Annotated in this window: 10 protein-coding genes; 3 read left to right on the forward strand and 7 right to left on the reverse strand. The window is 69.9% G+C overall.

Going from position 1 to position 17,647, the window contains the following annotated elements; translation table 11 throughout:
• Positions 1–66 precede the first annotated feature (66 nt).
• Positions 67–1,251 (forward strand): serine/threonine protein kinase, encoded by a 1,185-nt coding sequence (locus tag IPG50_13520; protein ID MBK6693205.1) that lies wholly within the window; start codon positions 67–69, stop codon positions 1,249–1,251.
• Positions 1,252–1,286: 35 nt separating this feature from the next.
• Here IPG50_13520 and IPG50_13525 read toward each other — a convergent pair whose 3' ends face one another.
• The 6 genes from IPG50_13525 to IPG50_13550 all read right to left on the reverse strand — a co-directional run bounded on the left by IPG50_13525 (position 1,287) and on the right by IPG50_13550 (position 12,913).
• Positions 1,287–4,643, reverse strand: coding sequence for a hypothetical protein (locus IPG50_13525; protein MBK6693206.1), 3,357 nt, complete (start codon positions 4,641–4,643; stop codon positions 1,287–1,289).
• Positions 4,640–7,291 carry a serine/threonine protein kinase gene (locus IPG50_13530; GenBank protein ID MBK6693207.1) on the reverse strand — a complete coding sequence of 884 codons (2,652 nt, stop codon included), beginning with the start codon at positions 7,289–7,291 and terminating at the stop codon, positions 4,640–4,642. The genes IPG50_13525 and IPG50_13530 overlap by 4 nt, the downstream gene beginning before the upstream one ends.
• A gap of 47 nt (positions 7,292–7,338) precedes the next feature.
• Positions 7,339–9,612, reverse strand: coding sequence for an HAD family hydrolase (locus IPG50_13535; protein ID MBK6693208.1), 2,274 nt, complete (start codon positions 9,610–9,612; stop codon positions 7,339–7,341).
• Positions 9,613–9,677: 65 nt separating this feature from the next.
• Positions 9,678–10,898 (reverse strand): acetylornithine/succinylornithine family transaminase, encoded by a 1,221-nt coding sequence (locus tag IPG50_13540; GenBank protein ID MBK6693209.1) that lies wholly within the window; start codon positions 10,896–10,898, stop codon positions 9,678–9,680.
• A 36-nt stretch (positions 10,899–10,934) separates the two neighbouring features.
• Positions 10,935–11,729: an HAD hydrolase family protein gene (locus IPG50_13545; protein ID MBK6693210.1), complete on the reverse strand. Its 795-nt coding sequence runs from the start codon at positions 11,727–11,729 to the stop codon at positions 10,935–10,937.
• Entirely contained in the window at positions 11,726–12,913 is a 1,188-nt protein-coding gene (locus IPG50_13550) for a class I SAM-dependent rRNA methyltransferase (GenBank protein ID MBK6693211.1), read from the reverse strand. The genes IPG50_13545 and IPG50_13550 overlap by 4 nt, the downstream gene beginning before the upstream one ends.
• A 265-nt stretch (positions 12,914–13,178) precedes the next feature.
• Between IPG50_13550 and IPG50_13555 the strand changes: the two genes are divergently transcribed.
• The gene (locus IPG50_13555) at positions 13,179–14,048 is read left to right on the forward strand and encodes an outer membrane beta-barrel protein (protein MBK6693212.1); all 870 of its coding nucleotides are present in this window, start codon (positions 13,179–13,181) and stop codon (positions 14,046–14,048) included.
• A gap of 18 nt (positions 14,049–14,066) precedes the next feature.
• On the opposite strand, the gene IPG50_13560 is transcribed toward IPG50_13555, so the two are convergent.
• Positions 14,067–15,128, reverse strand: a complete 1,062-nt coding sequence (locus IPG50_13560; GenBank protein MBK6693213.1) for a serine/threonine protein kinase — start codon at positions 15,126–15,128, stop codon at positions 14,067–14,069.
• Positions 15,129–15,403: 275 nt separating this feature from the next.
• On the opposite strand from IPG50_13560, the gene IPG50_13565 reads away from it, so the two are divergent.
• Complete coding sequence (locus tag IPG50_13565; protein MBK6693214.1) at positions 15,404–17,644, forward strand: hypothetical protein; 2,241 nt, start codon at positions 15,404–15,406, stop codon at positions 17,642–17,644.
• The last annotated feature ends 3 nt before the right edge of the window (positions 17,645–17,647 follow it).

The raw sequence follows: 17,647 nt of genomic DNA on the forward strand, positions 1-17,647 counted from the left end.
GAGGTCGCGCGCGGTCTTAGCGCCCGAGCGGCCCCGCCACTTCCCAGCAATGGAGACTCTGGTTCCTTGTCCGCTGTCCTGCCCGAGCGACCCCCCAGTGCCTGCGCCCAGTGCCGCTCGGCGATTTCGCCCGGCGCGCGCGTGTGCCCGGTCTGCCGTGCGCTTCAGCCAGCTACCATAGGGGCGCGGGCCTTCGAGAGCGGTGTCACCGTCGACCGCAAATACGGCCGCATTGTCGCGGGGCCGCGCATCGGCGAAGGCGGCATGGGCATCGTGCTCGAGGGCTGGCTCTTCTATCCGCCGACCGATCCGCGGGCGTCCGCGCCGGTGCGACTCGCGCTCAAGGTCCTCCGCCCCGACTCCCCGCTCAAGGTCGAGCTGCGCCACTTCCTCGAGCGCGAGGCGAACCTCTTGCTCCGCCTCGATCACCCCAACGTCGTGCAACGCTTCGACGCCTTCGACTGGCCCGAAGGCGACGCCTCGGCCGATCGCTCCCTCGTCTTGGCGATGGAGTTCGTTGACGGCAGCACGCTGGCCGACGTCATCGCGCGCACGGTGGCGCGCGCCGCGCTCGCGGGCCCCTACGCGCTGCCGGGCATGCCGTTCCTCCGCGCGTGGGCCTACTTTCAGCAGCTCCTCGGGGCCTTGGCGGCCACCCACTCGCTCGGCATCGTTCACCTCGACGTCAAGCCGTCCAACGTCCTCGTGCGCCGCGATGGCCTCGTGAAGCTCACCGACTTCGGCATCGCGCACAGCACGCTCGCGCCGGCGTCGATGGAGGTCTCGGCGCTCGCGCCCGGCAGCGGCCTGTACATGTCGCCCGAGCAGGTGCTTGGCCAGAAGGTCGACGCTCGCAGCGATCTGTATTCCGCGGGCGTCGTGTTCTACGAGATGCTCTCGGGCCGAACGCCCTTCCTAGACGGCGGCCGCGGCGAGCTCGCCGTGCGCCACGATCAAGTCGCCGCGATGCCGCCCCCGATACGGAGGTTCTTGCCGCAGGCGCCGCTCGTCGTCGAAGCGCTCTTTCAGCGCGCGCTGTCGAAGACGAAGGAGGATCGCTTTGAGAGCGCCATCGCCATGGGCGACGCGTTTCGCGAAGCGCTCTCGCTGCCGGACTCCCCCGAGTGGCGCGCGCAGGCGGAGGTCGCCAAGATCGCCAAGAGCGGCGACCGCACCGACAAGATTCGCATGGGGACGCTCCGCGACTTCCTCGTGGAGAAGTACAAGACGGTTCCCATCGCGCAGCGGTGACGGGGCGAGCCCGCCGAGCCCAGCGCGCGCGCACGCTAGTCGCCGCGCAAGGCCTTCAGCTCCGCCGCGGCTTCTTTGCCCTTGGGATTGACCCGCAGATGCTCTTCGTAGTCGGCGATGGCTTCGCGGACCCGGCCTTGGCGACGCAGCAATCGGGCGCGATACAAGAGGACGCGCGGGTGCGCCGGCAGCTCGACGAGCAGATCGGTCAACGCGCCGATGGGCGCGCCGACGGCCTCGGCAGGCGCTCCCTGGGCGCGGATCCAAATGAGCGCGGCGCGGTAGTCGATGGGCTCGGGATCAAAGTCGCAGGCGTCGACCACGAGCCCCTCGGCAGCGTCGAAGTCACCCTTGAGCATGGCCGCCTCCGCGCTGCGAAAGCTGGACATGGCGCTCAAGGTTCGGTCTGCCGCGTCGAGCGCGTCGCTGGCCATGCGCGCGCGTTCGCGGACCGAGTTGGGCGTGCGCGACGACGGCGGAGCCCCCGCCAACTTCGACGACTCGGGCGGACGCTCCCGCGACGGCGGAGGCGCGTGGCGCGAGCTGCTGGACCCTTCCTGCGGCGGAAACGACGCGGAGGCCGGAGGCGCGGCCGCGCGCTGCGAGCTCGACGGCGAGCGAGGCGAAGAGAGCGGCGGCGGCAACGCCGACCTTCGGCTGGAGCTTGAAGGCGCGCCCGACGACGGCACCTTCGAGGAGCTGATCGGCACCTTGGCGGAGCTGACGGGGCCCTTCGCCGAGCTCACCGGCGCTTGCGTCTGCGACAGCGGGCTCTTCATGGATTCGGGGACGCGCGCCGCTTGCGGCACTTCAACGGCGGGCACGCTGTGCGAGCCCGACGGCGGCGAGCTCAGCGCGGTGGCGATGGCCTCCGCGATTTGCGGCGCCGCCGACGCCTGCGGAACAGCCGGCAACGAAGCCGATGAGGGCGAGCGCGGCTTCGCGGGCACGCCACCGGGCATCGTAGAGGGGCGCGCCGGCGCCGTCGGGAGGCTCGCCGCGCGAACCCCCATGGGCGCCTTCTTTTGGCCCGGCAGATCAAGCTGCCGCGTGATCGCCAACGCGTAGACGAGCGACTGGAGCTCCTCGGGATCGGCGAGCCGCTTGTGCGTGAGCACGCTGAGCGTCGCCTTCTCGGCGCGCATCACCTCGACGACGCTCCGCTCGTCGGGAGACAGCTTGAGGCCGCCGACCTTCGCGTCGGGGCGCACGATGAGTGGGTGCTTCGCGATGCGCGCCAGAGCAGCGCGCACGCGAGCGCGATCGTGCCACTTGCGAACGACAGAGTGAATGACGTGAACGGCGTCGGCGGCGACGGCGTCGGCGCCGCCAAATCCCTCGAGGAGATCGACGTCGCGGTAGAGCGAATAGGCCGTCTCGACGGGGAGATTGGCCAGCCGCTCGAGCTTCAGAGGAATCTGCAGCTCGAGCGCCGACCAAAGGTGACGCCGGTTGACGAGGCCCTTCATGATGAGGTGTTCGCCAAAAAGCGTCCCCGCCTCCTGCGCCCCCAAGACCAGCTCCGGAATGCGCTCCGCGAGGAGCTGCCCCGACTGCGCGAGCAGCTCCCCAAGGGGCGCGAGGAGTCGACCGGTCTTCACCTTCACTGGCGCGCCGCGGCGGAAGGAGATCACGTGGGCGATGCCCGCCGGTTCCAGGAGCTCGACGGAGCCGCTGATGCCGTGGTCGAGGACGTAGATGAGCACGTGCACCAGCGGCGTCGTTTGGAATGTGCCCTTCGCGCTCGGCACGAGGCGCTTGGACCGACCGCCCTCGTCGCGCGCCGCTTCGCGCGGCGCTGTGCTCTTGGCGGCGTCGTCGAGGCTCGGCGAAGACCGCTCGCGCGGAAGGACCTCGGCGAGCTGCTCGGAGATTTCGTCGCGGAGCGCCTGCACGTCGGCGGCGTTCGAGGGTCCGCCTTCGATGAGACCCGGCGAAATCGATGGGAGCGAGCCGCGGAAGGGAGTTGGTGCGCGCGCGATATCGGCGGGGCTCGTGGCGCGCTCGAGGCGCCGCCAACCTTCGACGCTGCGGACGGCGACGATGTGGCGGCGCGCGTTGTGGGTCTCGGTCGACAGATCGATCTCAATGGGGCGAGCCAGCGGTTGCCCCTTCGGATCGACGGTGACGCGCACTACGGGCGCGCCGTTGCCGATCTCTTGCGCCGAGACGACCTCGGCGATTTCCCCGCTCGCGAGGTCGACCACGGTCCCCACAGGAAAGAACCGCAAGGTGGCGACGAGGAGGCGAACGACGGCGAGATCGCTCGGATCTTGCCGGTCTTCCAGGAGCGCGGCGACGGCGTCGTCGATGGTCCGCGGTCGCATCGCGCCCTTGATGGCGCGGAGCCGCGCCCACTCGTGCGCCACGCTCACGATGCGCGCCTGGAGCGTCATCGGCTGGGTGCCTTGGTAGAGCGCGCCGAGCGAGCCCGTGAAGCGCGTCCATTGCGACTCAAAGGCCACGACGGCGCGCGGCATGGACCGCTCTTCGAGGCCAACGAAGGTCGCCAACGTCGCCGCCGTCCCAGCCGGGAGCTCCGTGTCAGTCTCCGGGGCTTCGTCGCTGCGTCCCGTCTGCTCGACAGCGCGCGCCCGCATGCGCGGCACGGCCACGTCGTAGAGGAGCGCCGAGAGCACCATTTCGAGGGCGCGTTCGGGATCGGCGCCGATCTCGCGCGCCATCGCCGCCGTCAAGAAGGCCGCGTTGACGGCGCAAGCGGCCTCGTCGTGGGACGCGTGTTTCGCCTCGGTCACGCCCACGAGGAACGGATTCTGCGATTGCGCCAAGGTCACGATCTCGAGCGCCATGCGCTTGAGCCGGGCCGGCATGACGTAACGCCCGGCCAACAGTTCGTCGAAGAGGCGACGCAAGGCGACGACAGCCTGCGAGTAGATGCGGGCGATGTGGCGGTCGACGGGCAGCTGTTCGACGGCCAGGCCGCGCGTACGGGCGACCTCCGAGACACCACGGACGCGAATGCGCGGCGAGCGCAGCTCCGTGCCGCTGGTAATGAAGCGCGCGAGGTCGAGCAAGTCTTCTTGCGCCACGTCTTTGGTGATGACGAGCTCGGCGACGCCGCGAACGCCGAGCATGGAGCCGAGCTCCGACGCGGCGTCTTGCGTCACGCGCCCTCCGCGCACCAGCTCGCCCCCTACGAAGGTGCCGTGGGGCGTAAAGAACGCGCTGAAGAAGCGCCCCGCGCGCGCCGAGTAGTCGAGCAGCGCTTGATGGGACTGGTCGAGCTGCCGCACGAAGGCGGGATGCGACGGATCGTGGGCCGCGGCGATGCGACCAAATCGGCACAGCGACACCAGCGTCTCGGCGCCCGCGTCGAGCGTCTGCTCGCGACGCCCCGGCTCCTCCCGCGCGAAGTCGGCGCGCATCGTCACGACGTCACCTCGCCTCGACCGCGACGAGCAACGATCTGCGTCGCGGCCATTTGCGCCGCCGCGCGCGTCTCCTCGGAGACGCCCCAGCGGGCCTGCGAAAGCTCGCGGAGGCTCTCGACGGTGCCGTCGGCGGAAGAGAGCTCCCCGAGCACCTGCGCCGCCACCGTGCGCGACACCTCGCGAGTCTGGGCCGTGAACATGCCACCCTTCTTGACGATCTCGAGCACCGCGACCTCGCCATGCTCCGGCGACAGGAGCATCAACGTTCGAAGGAGCTCGGCGCGCTCATCGGTCGCTAGCTCGTGGAAGGTGGCGGCGCGCACCTGACGCGCAACGGCCGGGTAGGCACCGCGAAGCGAATGGCGCACCAAGGCTCGGAGCGCGGCGAGGCGAATGGCCGCCGACGCGTTCTCGAGCTGACGGCCCAGCTCGGCGAAGGCGTGCTCCGGCGAAGGCGCCAGGAGGACCCGCGCCTCGGTCTGGACGGAGAGGTCGTCGACGGCGACGAGACGCTCCAGCGCGGCGCGCGCCGGCGGCGTACCGGCCCGGCCGAGCACGTTCGTCAGTCGCAGGGCCATCTCCGGCTCGGCCGATGCGGCCACGTCGGCGACGAGCGGCTCGTGACCCGGGAGCACGCGCTCGACGAACTTGAAGAGCGGCTCGCGAAGCTGGGGCGGAACGCCGGCGCGCAGAGCGCCGAGCACCGTCATGAGCTCGGTGTCGGAGAGGAGCGCGAAGATCGACACCGCGCTCGCGGCAGCAGCCGGGTGCTGCCGCAAGTAGTCGAGCACGAGCTCGAGGAGCTCGCCTCCGAAGAGCGTCGCGTGGAGCGGCGTCGTGAGGCGCGCGACGTCATTGCCGGAGAGGCGGGAGGCAATCTTCTGAGTTAGCTCGCCGTGAAATGCGAGGACCGTCGTGAGCTCACCGCGACCGATCAGCGTGGCCGCTGAGCGGCGCAGCCCCGAGAGGAGCAGGTGCGCGTCACGATTTCGCGCCGCGTCGATGTACCCCTCCACGACCGCTTCGATATACCGCGCCCGCCAGCGGTCACGCGGCAGCTCAAGCTGCGTCTGGTACATCGCCCGAACGACCTCTTCGAGGGCAAGCGGGTGCGCGGCGTTGGCGTCGTCGCGCGCCTCGACCCGCTCGGTGAAGTGTTTGCCGGCGGCGAAGGCCAGCTCTTCGAGCTCATCGGCTTCTTCGTAGAAGGTCTCGCGCTCCGTCGCGTCGCCGCTGGTGAAGGCCTCGGCGACGTCGAGCGAGAGGTGCGAAATATTCTTTTGCCGCAAGACCGTGACGAGATCGTCCTCCGACGACAGATCGCGTTCTGGATCCATGCACAAGACCCCGCACAGCTCGCGCAGCGCCTCGAAGGGCATGCCCACCTCGAAGACGAGGGAGCGAACGCCAGCCACGTAGAGGTTGTACGCGATGGCGTCGTGGGGGGCCGCCGGCTCCCACACGAGAGTCCGGCCGGCAAGCCAACCTTGCGGGCGGATCTCGAGGCGCAGCGGCTCGCCGGTCCTGGACATCTCGCCGAGGGTGTCGTGCGCAGCGCGAAGCGCTCGCTGCGTGTTCACGTGGTCGAGGCCGCCGGCGCGCGCCGACGTCAGCGCTTGCTCGAGCTGCCGCAGGAGCTCGCGGGCCGCCTGGCCCCGCGGCTCGAGATCGAGCGCCGACGCAGCCGGGCGGCTCTCCTCGGCGCGGCTCGGCGGGATTGACTGGATGAGGGGCGTGCCGCCCTGAAGGATCTTCTCGAGCGCGTCGAGCACCGCGGCGCGCATTTCGGCGGCGTTGCCGTGACGGTTGCGCCGGTCCCACGCGAGCGCCTTGTCGATGAGCGAGATGAGCTCGAGCGGCAGGTCGGGCGCCATGCGCGCCACCGACGGCACCGGCGTCGTGGCCGCCATCATCAGCGACTCTTGCTCGCTCTTTCCGTGATTGATGCGCCGTCCCGTGCAGAGCGCATGGATGATGGCGCCCACGGAGAAGAGGTCGGTGCGGCCATCGAGCTGATCGGACAGCCCCATGGCCTGCTCCGGCGACATGTACGCCGGCGTTCCAACGGCCGTCGGCGCACCTTGCCCCTCACTCGTCATCGCGTAGCGGAGCTGCGCGACGCCGAAGTCGAGGAGCTTCACCTGACTCGCCTTCGTGAGGAAGATGTTCGCAGGCTTGAGGTCGCGATGGATGACCCCTTGCTGGTGACAGGCCTCGAGGCAGTCGAGAATCTGAGCCGCGATGCGGAGCACGTCGGGCGGCGGGACGCGGCGTCCGATGCGCTTCCAGTAGTCCCGCAAGGTCTCGCCCTCGAGCAGCTCCATCACGAGGAACGGCTCGCCGTTCTCCGAGGTGTCGTCGTCGAGCACCGAAACGCAGCCGGGGTGCCCGACGCGGTTGGCTACATAGCCTTCCATGAGGAAGCGCTCGGTCACCTTCGGGTCGCGGGCGAACTCCTGATGAAGGATCTTGATGGCCGCTCGCTGGCCGTTGCGATGCGTCGACGCATAAACCGCAGCCATTCCGCCCAGTCCAATGAACGCGTCGAGGCGCCACTTGCCTCGCAGCGTGGTGCCGACGCGCTGCATGTATTGCTGCTCGTCGGGGCGCGCCTCGCGGGCGCCCTTCTTGCTCGAGGGGTCGGCCATGGATGCCTGATTACGCATGCCAAGCTATCGCGGCGCGGGCAGATTGACTACCGCTCCAGGCGCCAGTGCGCGAGGCCGAGGCCCAAGCCCCCGGCGGCCGGGGCCAGCCAAGCGAGGTCAACCGGGACAAGGCCGGTCGAAAGGCCCAACGCCACCAGCGCCCCGGGGAGGGCGGTCACCGCCAGGGCCACGCCGGGGACGTCTTGGACCGACTTCGCCAGGGTCACCGCCTCGGCTGCAAGGTCGGGTTTCCTAGCGGCCAAACGGATCGACCATTCGCCTTGCGCAGCGCCGGCAGCGCCGAGCGCGATGGCGACGCCTGCCGCCCCAAGGGCCGCGTCGTCGTCCTCCGCGGTGCCTATGACACCTACGCAAGCACCGGAAGTAGCGAGCGCTCGCACCTCCGCGCCACACTCGTCGCGCAACACGTCCGGGCGCACGTGCTCGATGCCCAAGGACAGCCCGAGCGCCTCGGCGGCGTCGCGCGAAGACCCTGAGAGCAGCACCGGTTCCACCTCCGCGCGAAGCGCGATCTCCACCGCCGCGCGAGCGCCGTGCGCGAGATCGTCTTGGAGGACGACCCATCCGAGCAGGCGCCCCCCTTCGGCGACCAACACAACGTGCCGCCCCTTCTTCTCAAGCCCTCGGATGGCGGACTCTTGGGCCGCGACGCTGACACCTTCACGCATGCAAAGGGCCTTCTTGCCGACGACCACGCGCTCGCCGTTGGTCGCCTGCGCCGTCACTCCGAGGCCGACGTGCTGCGTGAGCGCCATCAACGCGAGGCTCGTTCGCTCCCGTGACGCGAAGGCGAGCGCGGGACTCAGCACCGCTGGGCCGACCGCCTGCGCTGCCGCCCTCGCCAGCGCCATGACGCGTGCTGCATCGCCTTCGCGTTGCGTTTCGATAGAAACGATCTCGGGGCGCCCCTCGAGGGCCGCCGTGTCGGCACAAAACACGAGGCGCTCGACGGAGGCTGCGGTGTCGAAGGCGGCTGGATCGCGATAGAAGATCGCGCGCGAGAAGGCCTCGTCGCGCGCCCGTTGTACGCGAAGGCTCGCGAGGGCAAAGGCTCCAGCGAGGGGAACCGAGGCGAGCACGGCCAAGAGAACGAGCGGCGCTTCGACGACCGACAGGGGCCACAGGGCGAGGGCGCCCATGGCGAGGGCGAGACTCGGGGCCCCAAAGACCGCGACGGGTCGCCAGCGGAGCATTCGGCCCGTGTGGTGCTCCCGGTTGGTGAGGCGACAGAGCACGCGATCGTTGCCTACGAAGGTCGCCTGCACGGTGAGCGTCCCCGAAGCGAGGCGAGCGCCGGCGATGACCGACTGCCCGACGCGGCGGGGCTCCTCGAAGGTCGCATGCGGATACGGCCTGACGGTGCCCTCCCCCTCCATGACGACACCATCGACGGGAACGGTCTCGCCGGAAGACAACGTGAGCCGCTCGCCAACGTCGACCTTCGTGCTGGGAAGACCGTGGCCCGCAGCGGCGGCGCGACGCCGCGCCGCCTCGCCTTTGCGCGCCATGCGCTCAGCGAGGACAACGGCCACGACGAGCCCAAGTATGCCCATCGTCGCCGCGCGAAGGGCGGGCACGAGGAGGCGCGGAGCGAGCAGGCCGGCGGCGCAAGCAAAGGCGGCCAAGAGCGCTGGGGGCAACATGAGCGAGGTCCAGCGATTGGGACCGTGAGCTTGGAGCGACGGCCCGCGCCGCAGCGCCACGAAGAGAGCGGCCACGGCGGCGGCGCTGACCGCGAAGAGAAGAGTCGGCGCGCGGAGGAAGAGCGCGAGCGTGGCCGCCGCGACGCTCACGGCGAATGCTTCGCGGAGGCCGACGCGCACCGCGATGGGCGCGCGCCCTCGGGCGACCGTCGGTCGTTCGGGTTCGCTCGCGGGCGCCGGATCGCTCGGAGCCGACGCGTCCACACTGCCGCTCGCGCCACGCAACGGCTCCGAGCTCTCGGTGAGGGCGGCTGGCTTCGGTTCGGGCTTCGGCTCTTGGTGCTCGACGCGCTCGGCGGCCGCGGCGACGACTGGCGCGAGCACCTCGGGCGGCGCCACCGCGCGCTCTCGCGCGGGTGCCCCGGCGTCACTCCCCGTCACGACGTGCGGCGATGCCGGGGCAGGCTCTCGCGTGACGCTGTCCGAGAGCACCGCCGGGGTCGAGGTCCGCGCGGATGGCGGCCGAGGCGACAGCGACGGCGCAACGGCGGGCGGTTCGGCCGTGTGGCTCTCGAGCGCGGCGCGAGCGCCTCGAAGGTGCGACTCCTTGCACGCCTTGTCGCAGTAGTACGTGAACTTGCCGGAGACGATGGCCACCTGCCCGGCGCGAAGCGCGTCGATGCCGCGTCCGCAGGCGGGACAACGGAGCTCGGCGCCTCCGGTCAGGAGCGCCCCGCGGCGGGCAGCTCGCCGAGCACACGGCGCACGGTCGCGACGCCCTCTTTGAGCTCACCCTCGGTGACGACCAACGGCGGCGAGAAGCGAAGCACGCGTTCGCCGGCGGCCGTGAGCAAGACGCCGGCGGCCTGCAGCTTCGGGAGCACGTCTCGGGCGACGAACCCGGGCTTGAGCACGAGTCCGCGCAAGAGGCCCAAGCCCCGCTCGCCTTCGCAGACGGCGGGCAGGTCCGCGACGACCCGCTTGAGCTCGTGACTCAAGAACTCGCCCTTTCGCGCCGCACCGGCGATGAGGTCTTCCTCGTCGAGGGCGGCGAGCACGGCCAACGCCGCGGCGCACGCGAGCGGGTTGCCGCCGAAGGTCGAGCCGTGGGTGCCCGGCGGCAACGCGCCGCGGAGCGCCTCGGTCGTGAGCATGGCGCCGATGGGGAACCCTCCGCCGAGGCCCTTGGCGAGCGAGATGGCGTCGGGGCAAACGTCGGGACCGTCGCTCTCGTGGCCGAGGAACGTGCCGGTGCGGCCCAACCCCGTTTGCACTTCGTCGATGAGGAGAAGCGCGCCGTGCGCCGTGGCGAGACGTCGCAGCTCCGTCAGGAAGCCACGGGGCGGCGCGAGCACGCCCCCCTCCCCCTGAAGCGGCTCCACGATGATCGCGGCGACGTCTGGTCCCATCGCGTCAGCCACCGCTTTCGCGTCGCCGTAGGGCACGTGCGTCACGGCCCCGAGCTCGCCGAAGCCCTCGCGGTATTTCGCCGTGCCGGTCATCGAGAGCGCGCCGAGCGTGCGCCCGTGAAAGGCGTTGAGGAACGCGACGACGCGCGTCCGCGCTTTGTCGCCGCGCGCGAAATGATGATGGCGCGCCAGCTTCAAGAGCGCTTCGTTGGCTTCCGCGCCGGAGTTGCAGAAAAACGCGCGGGCCATCTTGGTGCGCGCCGTCAGGGCGACGGCGAGCTCGATGTTCCGGTCGTTGTAGAAGTAGTTCGAGACGTGCATCACGCGCGCCGCTTGCTCGGCGATGGCCTGCGTGAGCTTCTTGTGCCCGTGACCGAGCGCGCACACGGCTACGCCGGCGCACAGGTCGAGGTAGCGGCGCCCCTCCACGTCGTAGAGCGAGGTGCCTTCGCCGCGGGCCATGACGACCGGCGCGGGGCGGTAGTTTTCGTAGAGGTGTTGGGCGGCCTGGGCGAGCAACTCGGTCTGCGACATCGGCCGAGAGGCTAGCGCGTCATTCGCGTACGCGCCTCACCGAGTTTCGCGCAACGAGGCGATGCGCGCGCCGATCTCGGCGAAGCCGGCCCCCATCTCCTTTGACGCCACGAAACGGGGCGGCACCACGAGGCGCGGCACGTAGGCCGCGACGTTCGCGACGCCGAAGGTCGACGAGAACGCCGCGAAACACGAGGCGTCGTTCAGACTGTCGCCGAGGTATGCGTAGCGATGAAGCGCGGCCCCCGCGTCTTCGCCGAAGCGAGCCGCCAAGAACCGAACGACCCCCGAGGCCTTGTCGACGCCGTCGTAGGTCGCGTGCAGGTGAACGCTGGAGCGCGTCGTCTTGGCCCCAAAAGACTCCACGAAGGTCGCGAGCTCATCGACGCGCGACGCCGGCACCTTCACCCGCTCGCCGATGTCCCACGCCATGTCGGTCACGCGCCCGGCCACGTCGTCGGCGAGGGTGAGCCCGGCGAAATGCTCGGCGACGCGAGCCACGAGCCCCTCGAGCCTTGCGCGGCGCTCCTTCCTTAGGTCCGCTGAGACAAAGTCCGTTCGCTCGACGAAGCGGCCTTCGCGATAGAGCCCCACGGCTCCGTTCTCCGTGACGGCGCCGTCGATGGGCCACTGCCTGACGACGAGCTCGCCCCAGAGCGCCGGCCTGCCCGTGACGGCGACGAGGCGAAGGCCGAGGGCTCGCAGTCGAAAGAGCGTGCCAAAGGCCTCTTCCGTCAAGGCGCCGTGCGAGAGCAGCGTATCGTCGAGATCGAACAGCACGCCCTTCAGGCGACGGGCCGCATCTTGGTTGAAGCGGGCCAGCGGCATCATCGCGGGTCAATCCTCGCGAGCAGCGCCTTCAGGTAGAGCCCTTCGTTGAAGGCCGCGTTGACCGGGTGATCGGCGCCCTGAAACGCACGGTCCCAAACCATCGCGGAGACGTTCGCGCGGAGCGCCCCCGTCGCCAACGCGCGCGTCAGCGCATGAAGATCGATGGCCGCCGAGCAGGAGCACAGGACGAGGACGCCGCCCGGTGCAACGGCGCGGCAGCCCGCCTCGGCGAGCTTCGAGTAGGCGACGAGCGCCGCTTCGCGCGCGCTGCGCGTGGGCGCGAGGCGCGGGGGATCGACGATGACGAGATCGTAGCCGCCGGCCTCACCAGCCTCCGCGAGGGCGCGCTTTGCGTCGCGCTTGACGTACTCGATGCGTCCTTCCAACCCGTTCATGCGCGCGCACTCGGCGCCGACCTCAAGGGCGAGGGCGCTCTCGTCCACGGAGCGCACGGAGAGCGCGCCGCCACGCGCCGCGGCCATCGCAAAGGAGCCGACGTAGCTGAAGGTATCGAGCACGCGCTGGCCCTTGGCGATCTGCTCGACGCGAGCCCGGAGGCCGCGCTGATCGAAGTAGAAGCCCGTCTTCTGCCCGAGTTCGAGCGGCAGCCGGTAGTGGAGCCCTCGTTCGTGGAACGCGAGTTCGGCGACGGCCTCGCCTCGAACCACGCCCCGGCCGGGCTCGAAGCCCTCCTGTTTCGCCACGTTGGCCGGCGTCCGATCGAGGATGACCTTCGCCTTGGTGACGTCGAGCAGCGCCGACAGGAGCAACGCTTCGCGGTGCTTCATGCCCACCGTGAGGAGCTGCATGACGAGCGCGTCGCCGAAGCGGTCGACGACGAGCCCTGGCAAGCCGTCCCCTTCCGCGTGAATCAAGCGGTAGCCGTCGGTCTTGCCCTCGCCCAAATGGAGGCGTTCGCGGAAGGCTGCGGCACGGTGAATGCGGGCGCGAAAGAACGCCGCGTCGAGCTTGGTGCTGTCGTCGCGGACGAGGATGCGTACAGGGATGGCGGACCGGGGCGAATAGAAGCCGCGTCCCATGAGGTTTCCGCGTGGGTCAATGACCGACACCTCGTCGCCAGCCGTCGCGCCCCCTTCGACGCGATCGACGGCCTGGGCGTAGACCCACGGGTGACCGGCCCAAACCGGCTGAACGTGTCCTGGTTTGAGGCGCACAACGGGCATCGGCCGCACCATACATGAGCCGCGCTCCGTCGAGCGACCGGCGGGGCGGTCGTTGGGGTTCCTTGGCGTTCCCTGCCCCCCGCCCCGCGATTTTGGCAGGGCTCCGTGAAGCGGCGCGTATCGGCAGAGTGAACCAGCGGTCACAGCCCCCAAAAAAGGATGCGGATCTTTCGACGGTCCGCCCCTCGGAGGATGGCATCTCGGTTGCTAAACTAGTCCCCGCGGGCAGGGCGATGGCGCCAGCAGCCCGCTGAGGTTCTCCCCCATGACCTTCTCGAAGATGACCGTCTCGGCCCGCCGCACGTGCGCAACCTTCATCGCTGCCGCCGCCGTCGCGGCCGCCGGGTCGGCCTCTGCGCAACAGGCTGCGTGCCCTCCGGGGAGTTGGTTCTGTGAGTCGGCGACCCCGGCAACGCCAGCGCCCGCGGCCCCCGCGCCGGCCGGCTCGTTGCAACCACTGCCGCCGGCCGCGCCGGCCGCGGCGCCCGCAGCACCGGCAGCCGCCGCTCCGCCCGTCGTCGTCTATCAACCGGGACCGCCGGTGGTGGTGGTGCAAGGCAAGGCCGAGAAGCCGGCGCCCTATCCGTATTCGCCGCGCGATCCCGATGCGCGGCCGCGGCGCGAGTGGGGCCTGAACCTCCACATGCAGGGCGCCATGATCGGAAGCGGCAAGGACAACGACGCGGGCATGGGCGGCATGGGTCTCGGTCTCCGCTACCGGCCCCACCCCGTCGTCGCCATCGAGCCCTCGATCGATTTCTACGGCGGTCACGACTACAACGGCTACCGCCGCGGCGAGACGGCCTTTTCGATCAACACGCTGCTCTTTGCGACGCCCCGCGCGAAGGTCGTGCAGCTCTACTTCCCCATCGGCTTCGGATGGGCGGGAGCCCGCGTCCGTGACGGCCAAACGGCCGGCGGCGACTCGAGCTACAGCTACTTCGGCATGTCCGCTGGCATCGGCCTCGAGTTCCGCGTGGCGCGACACTTCGCGCTCAATACGGACCTCCGCGGATTCGTCCGGGGCCGCACCGACCAAGAGGCGGCGGCCCGCCCCGAATTCGTCGACGGGTCTCGTCGCACCAACACGTCCGGTGGCGGCCTGTTCACGCTCGGGATGACGTTCTACTTCTGAGTCGAGCCATCGACCCCGTCAGGCGGCGCGCTGCCTACGGGTCGTGACAACCTCGTCGGCCAAGTCCGCAGCCGCCACGGGCGCGAGCCATCGACGCAGGGCCCGCTCGATGCGGGCACTCCACGAGGCAGCCCATGGCACGAATGCAGAGAGCCGCTGACGAGCGCGCTGTGCAACTCGCAGCGTCATGTGACCCTGGACGTACCGCTGCTCGCCAGCGAACGGCGTCAAGAGCGACGCCAAGAGCGCTGCGCTCCGCAATCGCTCCGCGGGCTCCTTCGCGAGGCATGCGTCGACGAGCCGCGCGAGGGCCACGGGTACGTCGGGGCGTCTCTCTTCCAGAGGCACGTGTTGGTCGAAGAGCAGCGCGCCCACGATGCTCGCGACCCCTCGGCCTGAAAAAGGGCTGACGCCCGTGAGCAGGAAGTAGAGCGTCGCGCCCAAGGACCAGACATCGGCGCGCTCGTCGACGTCGGGCGCGTGGGTGGCCTGCTCCGGCGCCATGTAACCGAGGGAGCCCAAGAGTTCGCCCACGCGAGTGAGCGCCGTCGTGGCCTCCTCGATGGGCCCGTCGGTGCGCTTTGCGATCCCAAAGTCGATGAGCTTGACGCTCAAGCCGGCGGTGCCCTCCGTCACGAACAAGTTGGAAGGCTTGATGTCGCGATGCACGAGCCCCTGCCGATGAACGGCGGCAGCCCCGAGCGCCGCCTCCCGCAAGAAGGCGCACGCAACCGAGACCGGCAAGGGTCCTCGCTTCCTTGTGTACGTGGCGAGATCGGTTCCCTGAAGCCGCTCGAGGACGAGAAACGGTATCCGCTTGTGTTCGCCGATGTGTTTCACCACGACGACCTGAGCCGATGCAGCCGCGGAGGCCGTCTGGGCCTCACGACGCAGGCGCCGCGCACCAGCCTTGGTCGCCTGGGCGCGACGCAGAACCTTGACGACGACGGTCTCGCCGCAAGCGATGTCGACGGCTTCGTACACGAAGCCCATCCCGCCGGAGCCGATGACACGCTCGAGGAAGAAGCGCTCCTCGAGAAGGTCTCCGCAACGAACGACCGGTCTATCCAAGGGCGACACGACGCGAGACTACGCAAGGGGCACACCAAAGCTCGGGACCGCTCAGCGTTCGTGCGCGGGCGTATTTTTCCCTGCGAGCAACGGGGACTCCTCGGAATTTGGGCCCGCGCGGCGCGGGGGCGTCGGCCGCTGATCACGATGTAGGAGGCCGCCGCCCGTGGATCGACTCGATCCGTGCTGGATCAACGAGCCGACGCACTAGGTGGGAAAGAGTGCGCCGATCGTGAAACGTTCTGGATTCGGACCCAAGGTCTCCGGCACTCTGGAGCCTTCCCATGCTCTGCCTCCCCCTCCGCTCGGTCCGCTCAGCGCTCTTCCTCACCAGCGGCCTCTTGGCCATCGCCCTCGCGGCCTGCGCCGGTGAGACGGTTCCGGCGCCGGGCGCCATCATGTTGGCCGTTCATACGGACCTCGTAGCGCCGCGGGATGTCGCGAGCGTCGGCCTCTTCATCACCTCCGACGGCCGCCCGATCTTCAGCGACACGCGCGACGTTGCGCCGACCGGCGAGGTGAAGTTTCCCGCGACCATCGCCATCCTGAGCGACGACAAGCGGGCTGGCGCCGTCATCCGCATCCGCCTCGTGGCCTTCACGTCGGCGGGGACCGTGCGCGTGCTGCGCGACGCCATCACGACGGTCCCCAAAGATCGGACGGCTCTCTTGCGACTGCCGCTCACTTGGATCAACGAAGGCTCCGGGACCGGGACGCGAACGGAGGCGACGACGGCCATCGACGGCCTGATGCGCCTCGCGTCGAAGTGCACGGCAAAGGACGAGACGGTCATCGACGGCGTCTGCGCCGATGCGAAGATCGACTCATCGACGCTCCTCCCGTACATCGAGAGCGAGGTCTTCGGCGGCGGCGACGCGAACGGCAGCGGCGGAGCGTGTTTCGATGTGAAGGCCTGCTTCGGCGCCTCGACGGTCGTCAAGCTCAGCGCCGATTGCACGGGCCAACTGGACGCGTCGCTCAAGGCCGATGACGCGAACCTCTCGCTCGGCGTGGCGCTCAAGCAACCGGCGACGGGCGCCGAGCCGGTCGGCGAATGCCTTTCGAACGGCGTTTGCATCGTGCCCCTCGACAAGGGGTCAGGCTGGAGTGTGGAGGGCGGGAACGTGAAAGTCTTGCCTGCCATTTGCGCGCGCATCGCGAAGGGCGAAGCGCTCGGCGTCGTCGCCACCAAGAGCTGCCCCACGAAGACCGTGTCGACGTCGGCGTGTGGTCCCGCTTCCGCGGTGCCGGCCTCGAACGCCATCGTCCCCGACGGCGGCGCCACGACGGCGTCGCCGCTCGACTTCGACGGGGGACTCAGCGACGCAGGCCCCGACGCCTCGCCCGACGCGGGCGCGGACGCCGGCTTCGACGCCACGGTGCAGCCGGACGCGGGGCCCTTGCCGGATGGCGGCGCCTTGCCCGACGGCGCCCCCACGACAGACGGCGGCCCTCCGTCCGACGCGAGCACGCCGGCCGATGGCGGGCCCGACGGCGGCCTGTTGCCCGACACTGGCCCGCCGGGGCCCGCCTTCGGGCCTGTCGTCGACTACCAAATCGGCGAGCCCTCGCCCGCCAACTTCCGCTTCGACGGCTTCAACCTTTACGTTGGGCGCGCAGCGAACGGTCCGCTTGAGGCGAACGTCCTCGGCTTCGCCCTCGGCCCCCTGCTCGCGAACCCGACCACGCCAACGGCGCGCTCGGTGTACTTCAACCCCGCTGACTCGACCGGCGGTGTCGCGCCCATGTGGGATCTCGGCCTCGCCCCCGGCGGGCAGCCGATCACGATCGCTGGCTCCTTCAACCTCGGGATCAAGTACCTCGGCTGCAACGTGAGCGGCGACGGCGGACCGCCGTGCGCTCAGACCGGTCCCTTGAACGGGCCCTTCCCTGCGGGCGCCACGAGGGCCGTCGCGGCGAGCCCGCATCGCCTGTTCGTCGCCGTCGATCTGCTGACCCCGTCGCTGTCGACCTACAGCTTGCAGTCGAACACCTGGACGAACTTCGAGATCAGCGGAACGACCGGTCCCATTACGGCGCTCCACTACCAGCCCGACACCACCACGCTCATCGTAGGCTTCGGCAACGGCGACATCTACCGATGCACGGACACGGCCGGGGTGCCGTGCACGGGAACGAGCGGAGCGTTCTTCACGCCAGCCCCCACGGGTGGAGCCGTACGCGTCATCAGCGAGGCGGGTCCCGAGATGATCTGGGCCACAGAAGGCGTCGGCGTGTTCCGCGAGAACGGCGGCACGCCGGTCCTCCTAGGCACCGCGGTGGGCGCCAACACGACCTCCCTCGGCGTAGACCCGGGCTTCGTCTACGTGCCGTTCCAAAACAACGTCAACGCTCTGCCGATGGACGGCTCGAACACCGCGGGCTTCGTCGTCGCCAGCGGCCCGTTCCCCATCTTGAGCGTCATCTCGACGCCTGAGCACGTGTTCTTCTCGGCACCGCCCGACAATCAGCCGGGCCCCATCAAGGCGCGCTGCAAGCGGTTCCTCAACCCCGGCTGCAACTGAAAC

This window comes from Myxococcales bacterium (assembly GCA_016703425.1).
Lineage (GTDB): Bacteria > Myxococcota_A > Polyangia > Polyangiales > Polyangiaceae > JADJCA01.

Coding starts and splice junctions, on each gene's coding strand:
- IPG50_13530 (MBK6693207.1), bottom strand. CDS start 7,291: ATGGCCGACCCCTCGAGCAAGAAGGGCGCCCGCGAGGCGCGCCCCGAC.
- IPG50_13540 (MBK6693209.1), bottom strand. CDS start 10,898: ATGTCGCAGACCGAGTTGCTCGCCCAGGCCGCCCAACACCTCTACGAA.
- IPG50_13545 (MBK6693210.1), bottom strand. CDS start 11,729: ATGATGCCGCTGGCCCGCTTCAACCAAGATGCGGCCCGTCGCCTGAAG.
- IPG50_13550 (MBK6693211.1), bottom strand. CDS start 12,913: ATGCCCGTTGTGCGCCTCAAACCAGGACACGTTCAGCCGGTTTGGGCC.
- IPG50_13555 (MBK6693212.1), top strand. CDS start 13,179: ATGACCTTCTCGAAGATGACCGTCTCGGCCCGCCGCACGTGCGCAACC.
- IPG50_13565 (MBK6693214.1), top strand. CDS start 15,404: ATGCTCTGCCTCCCCCTCCGCTCGGTCCGCTCAGCGCTCTTCCTCACC.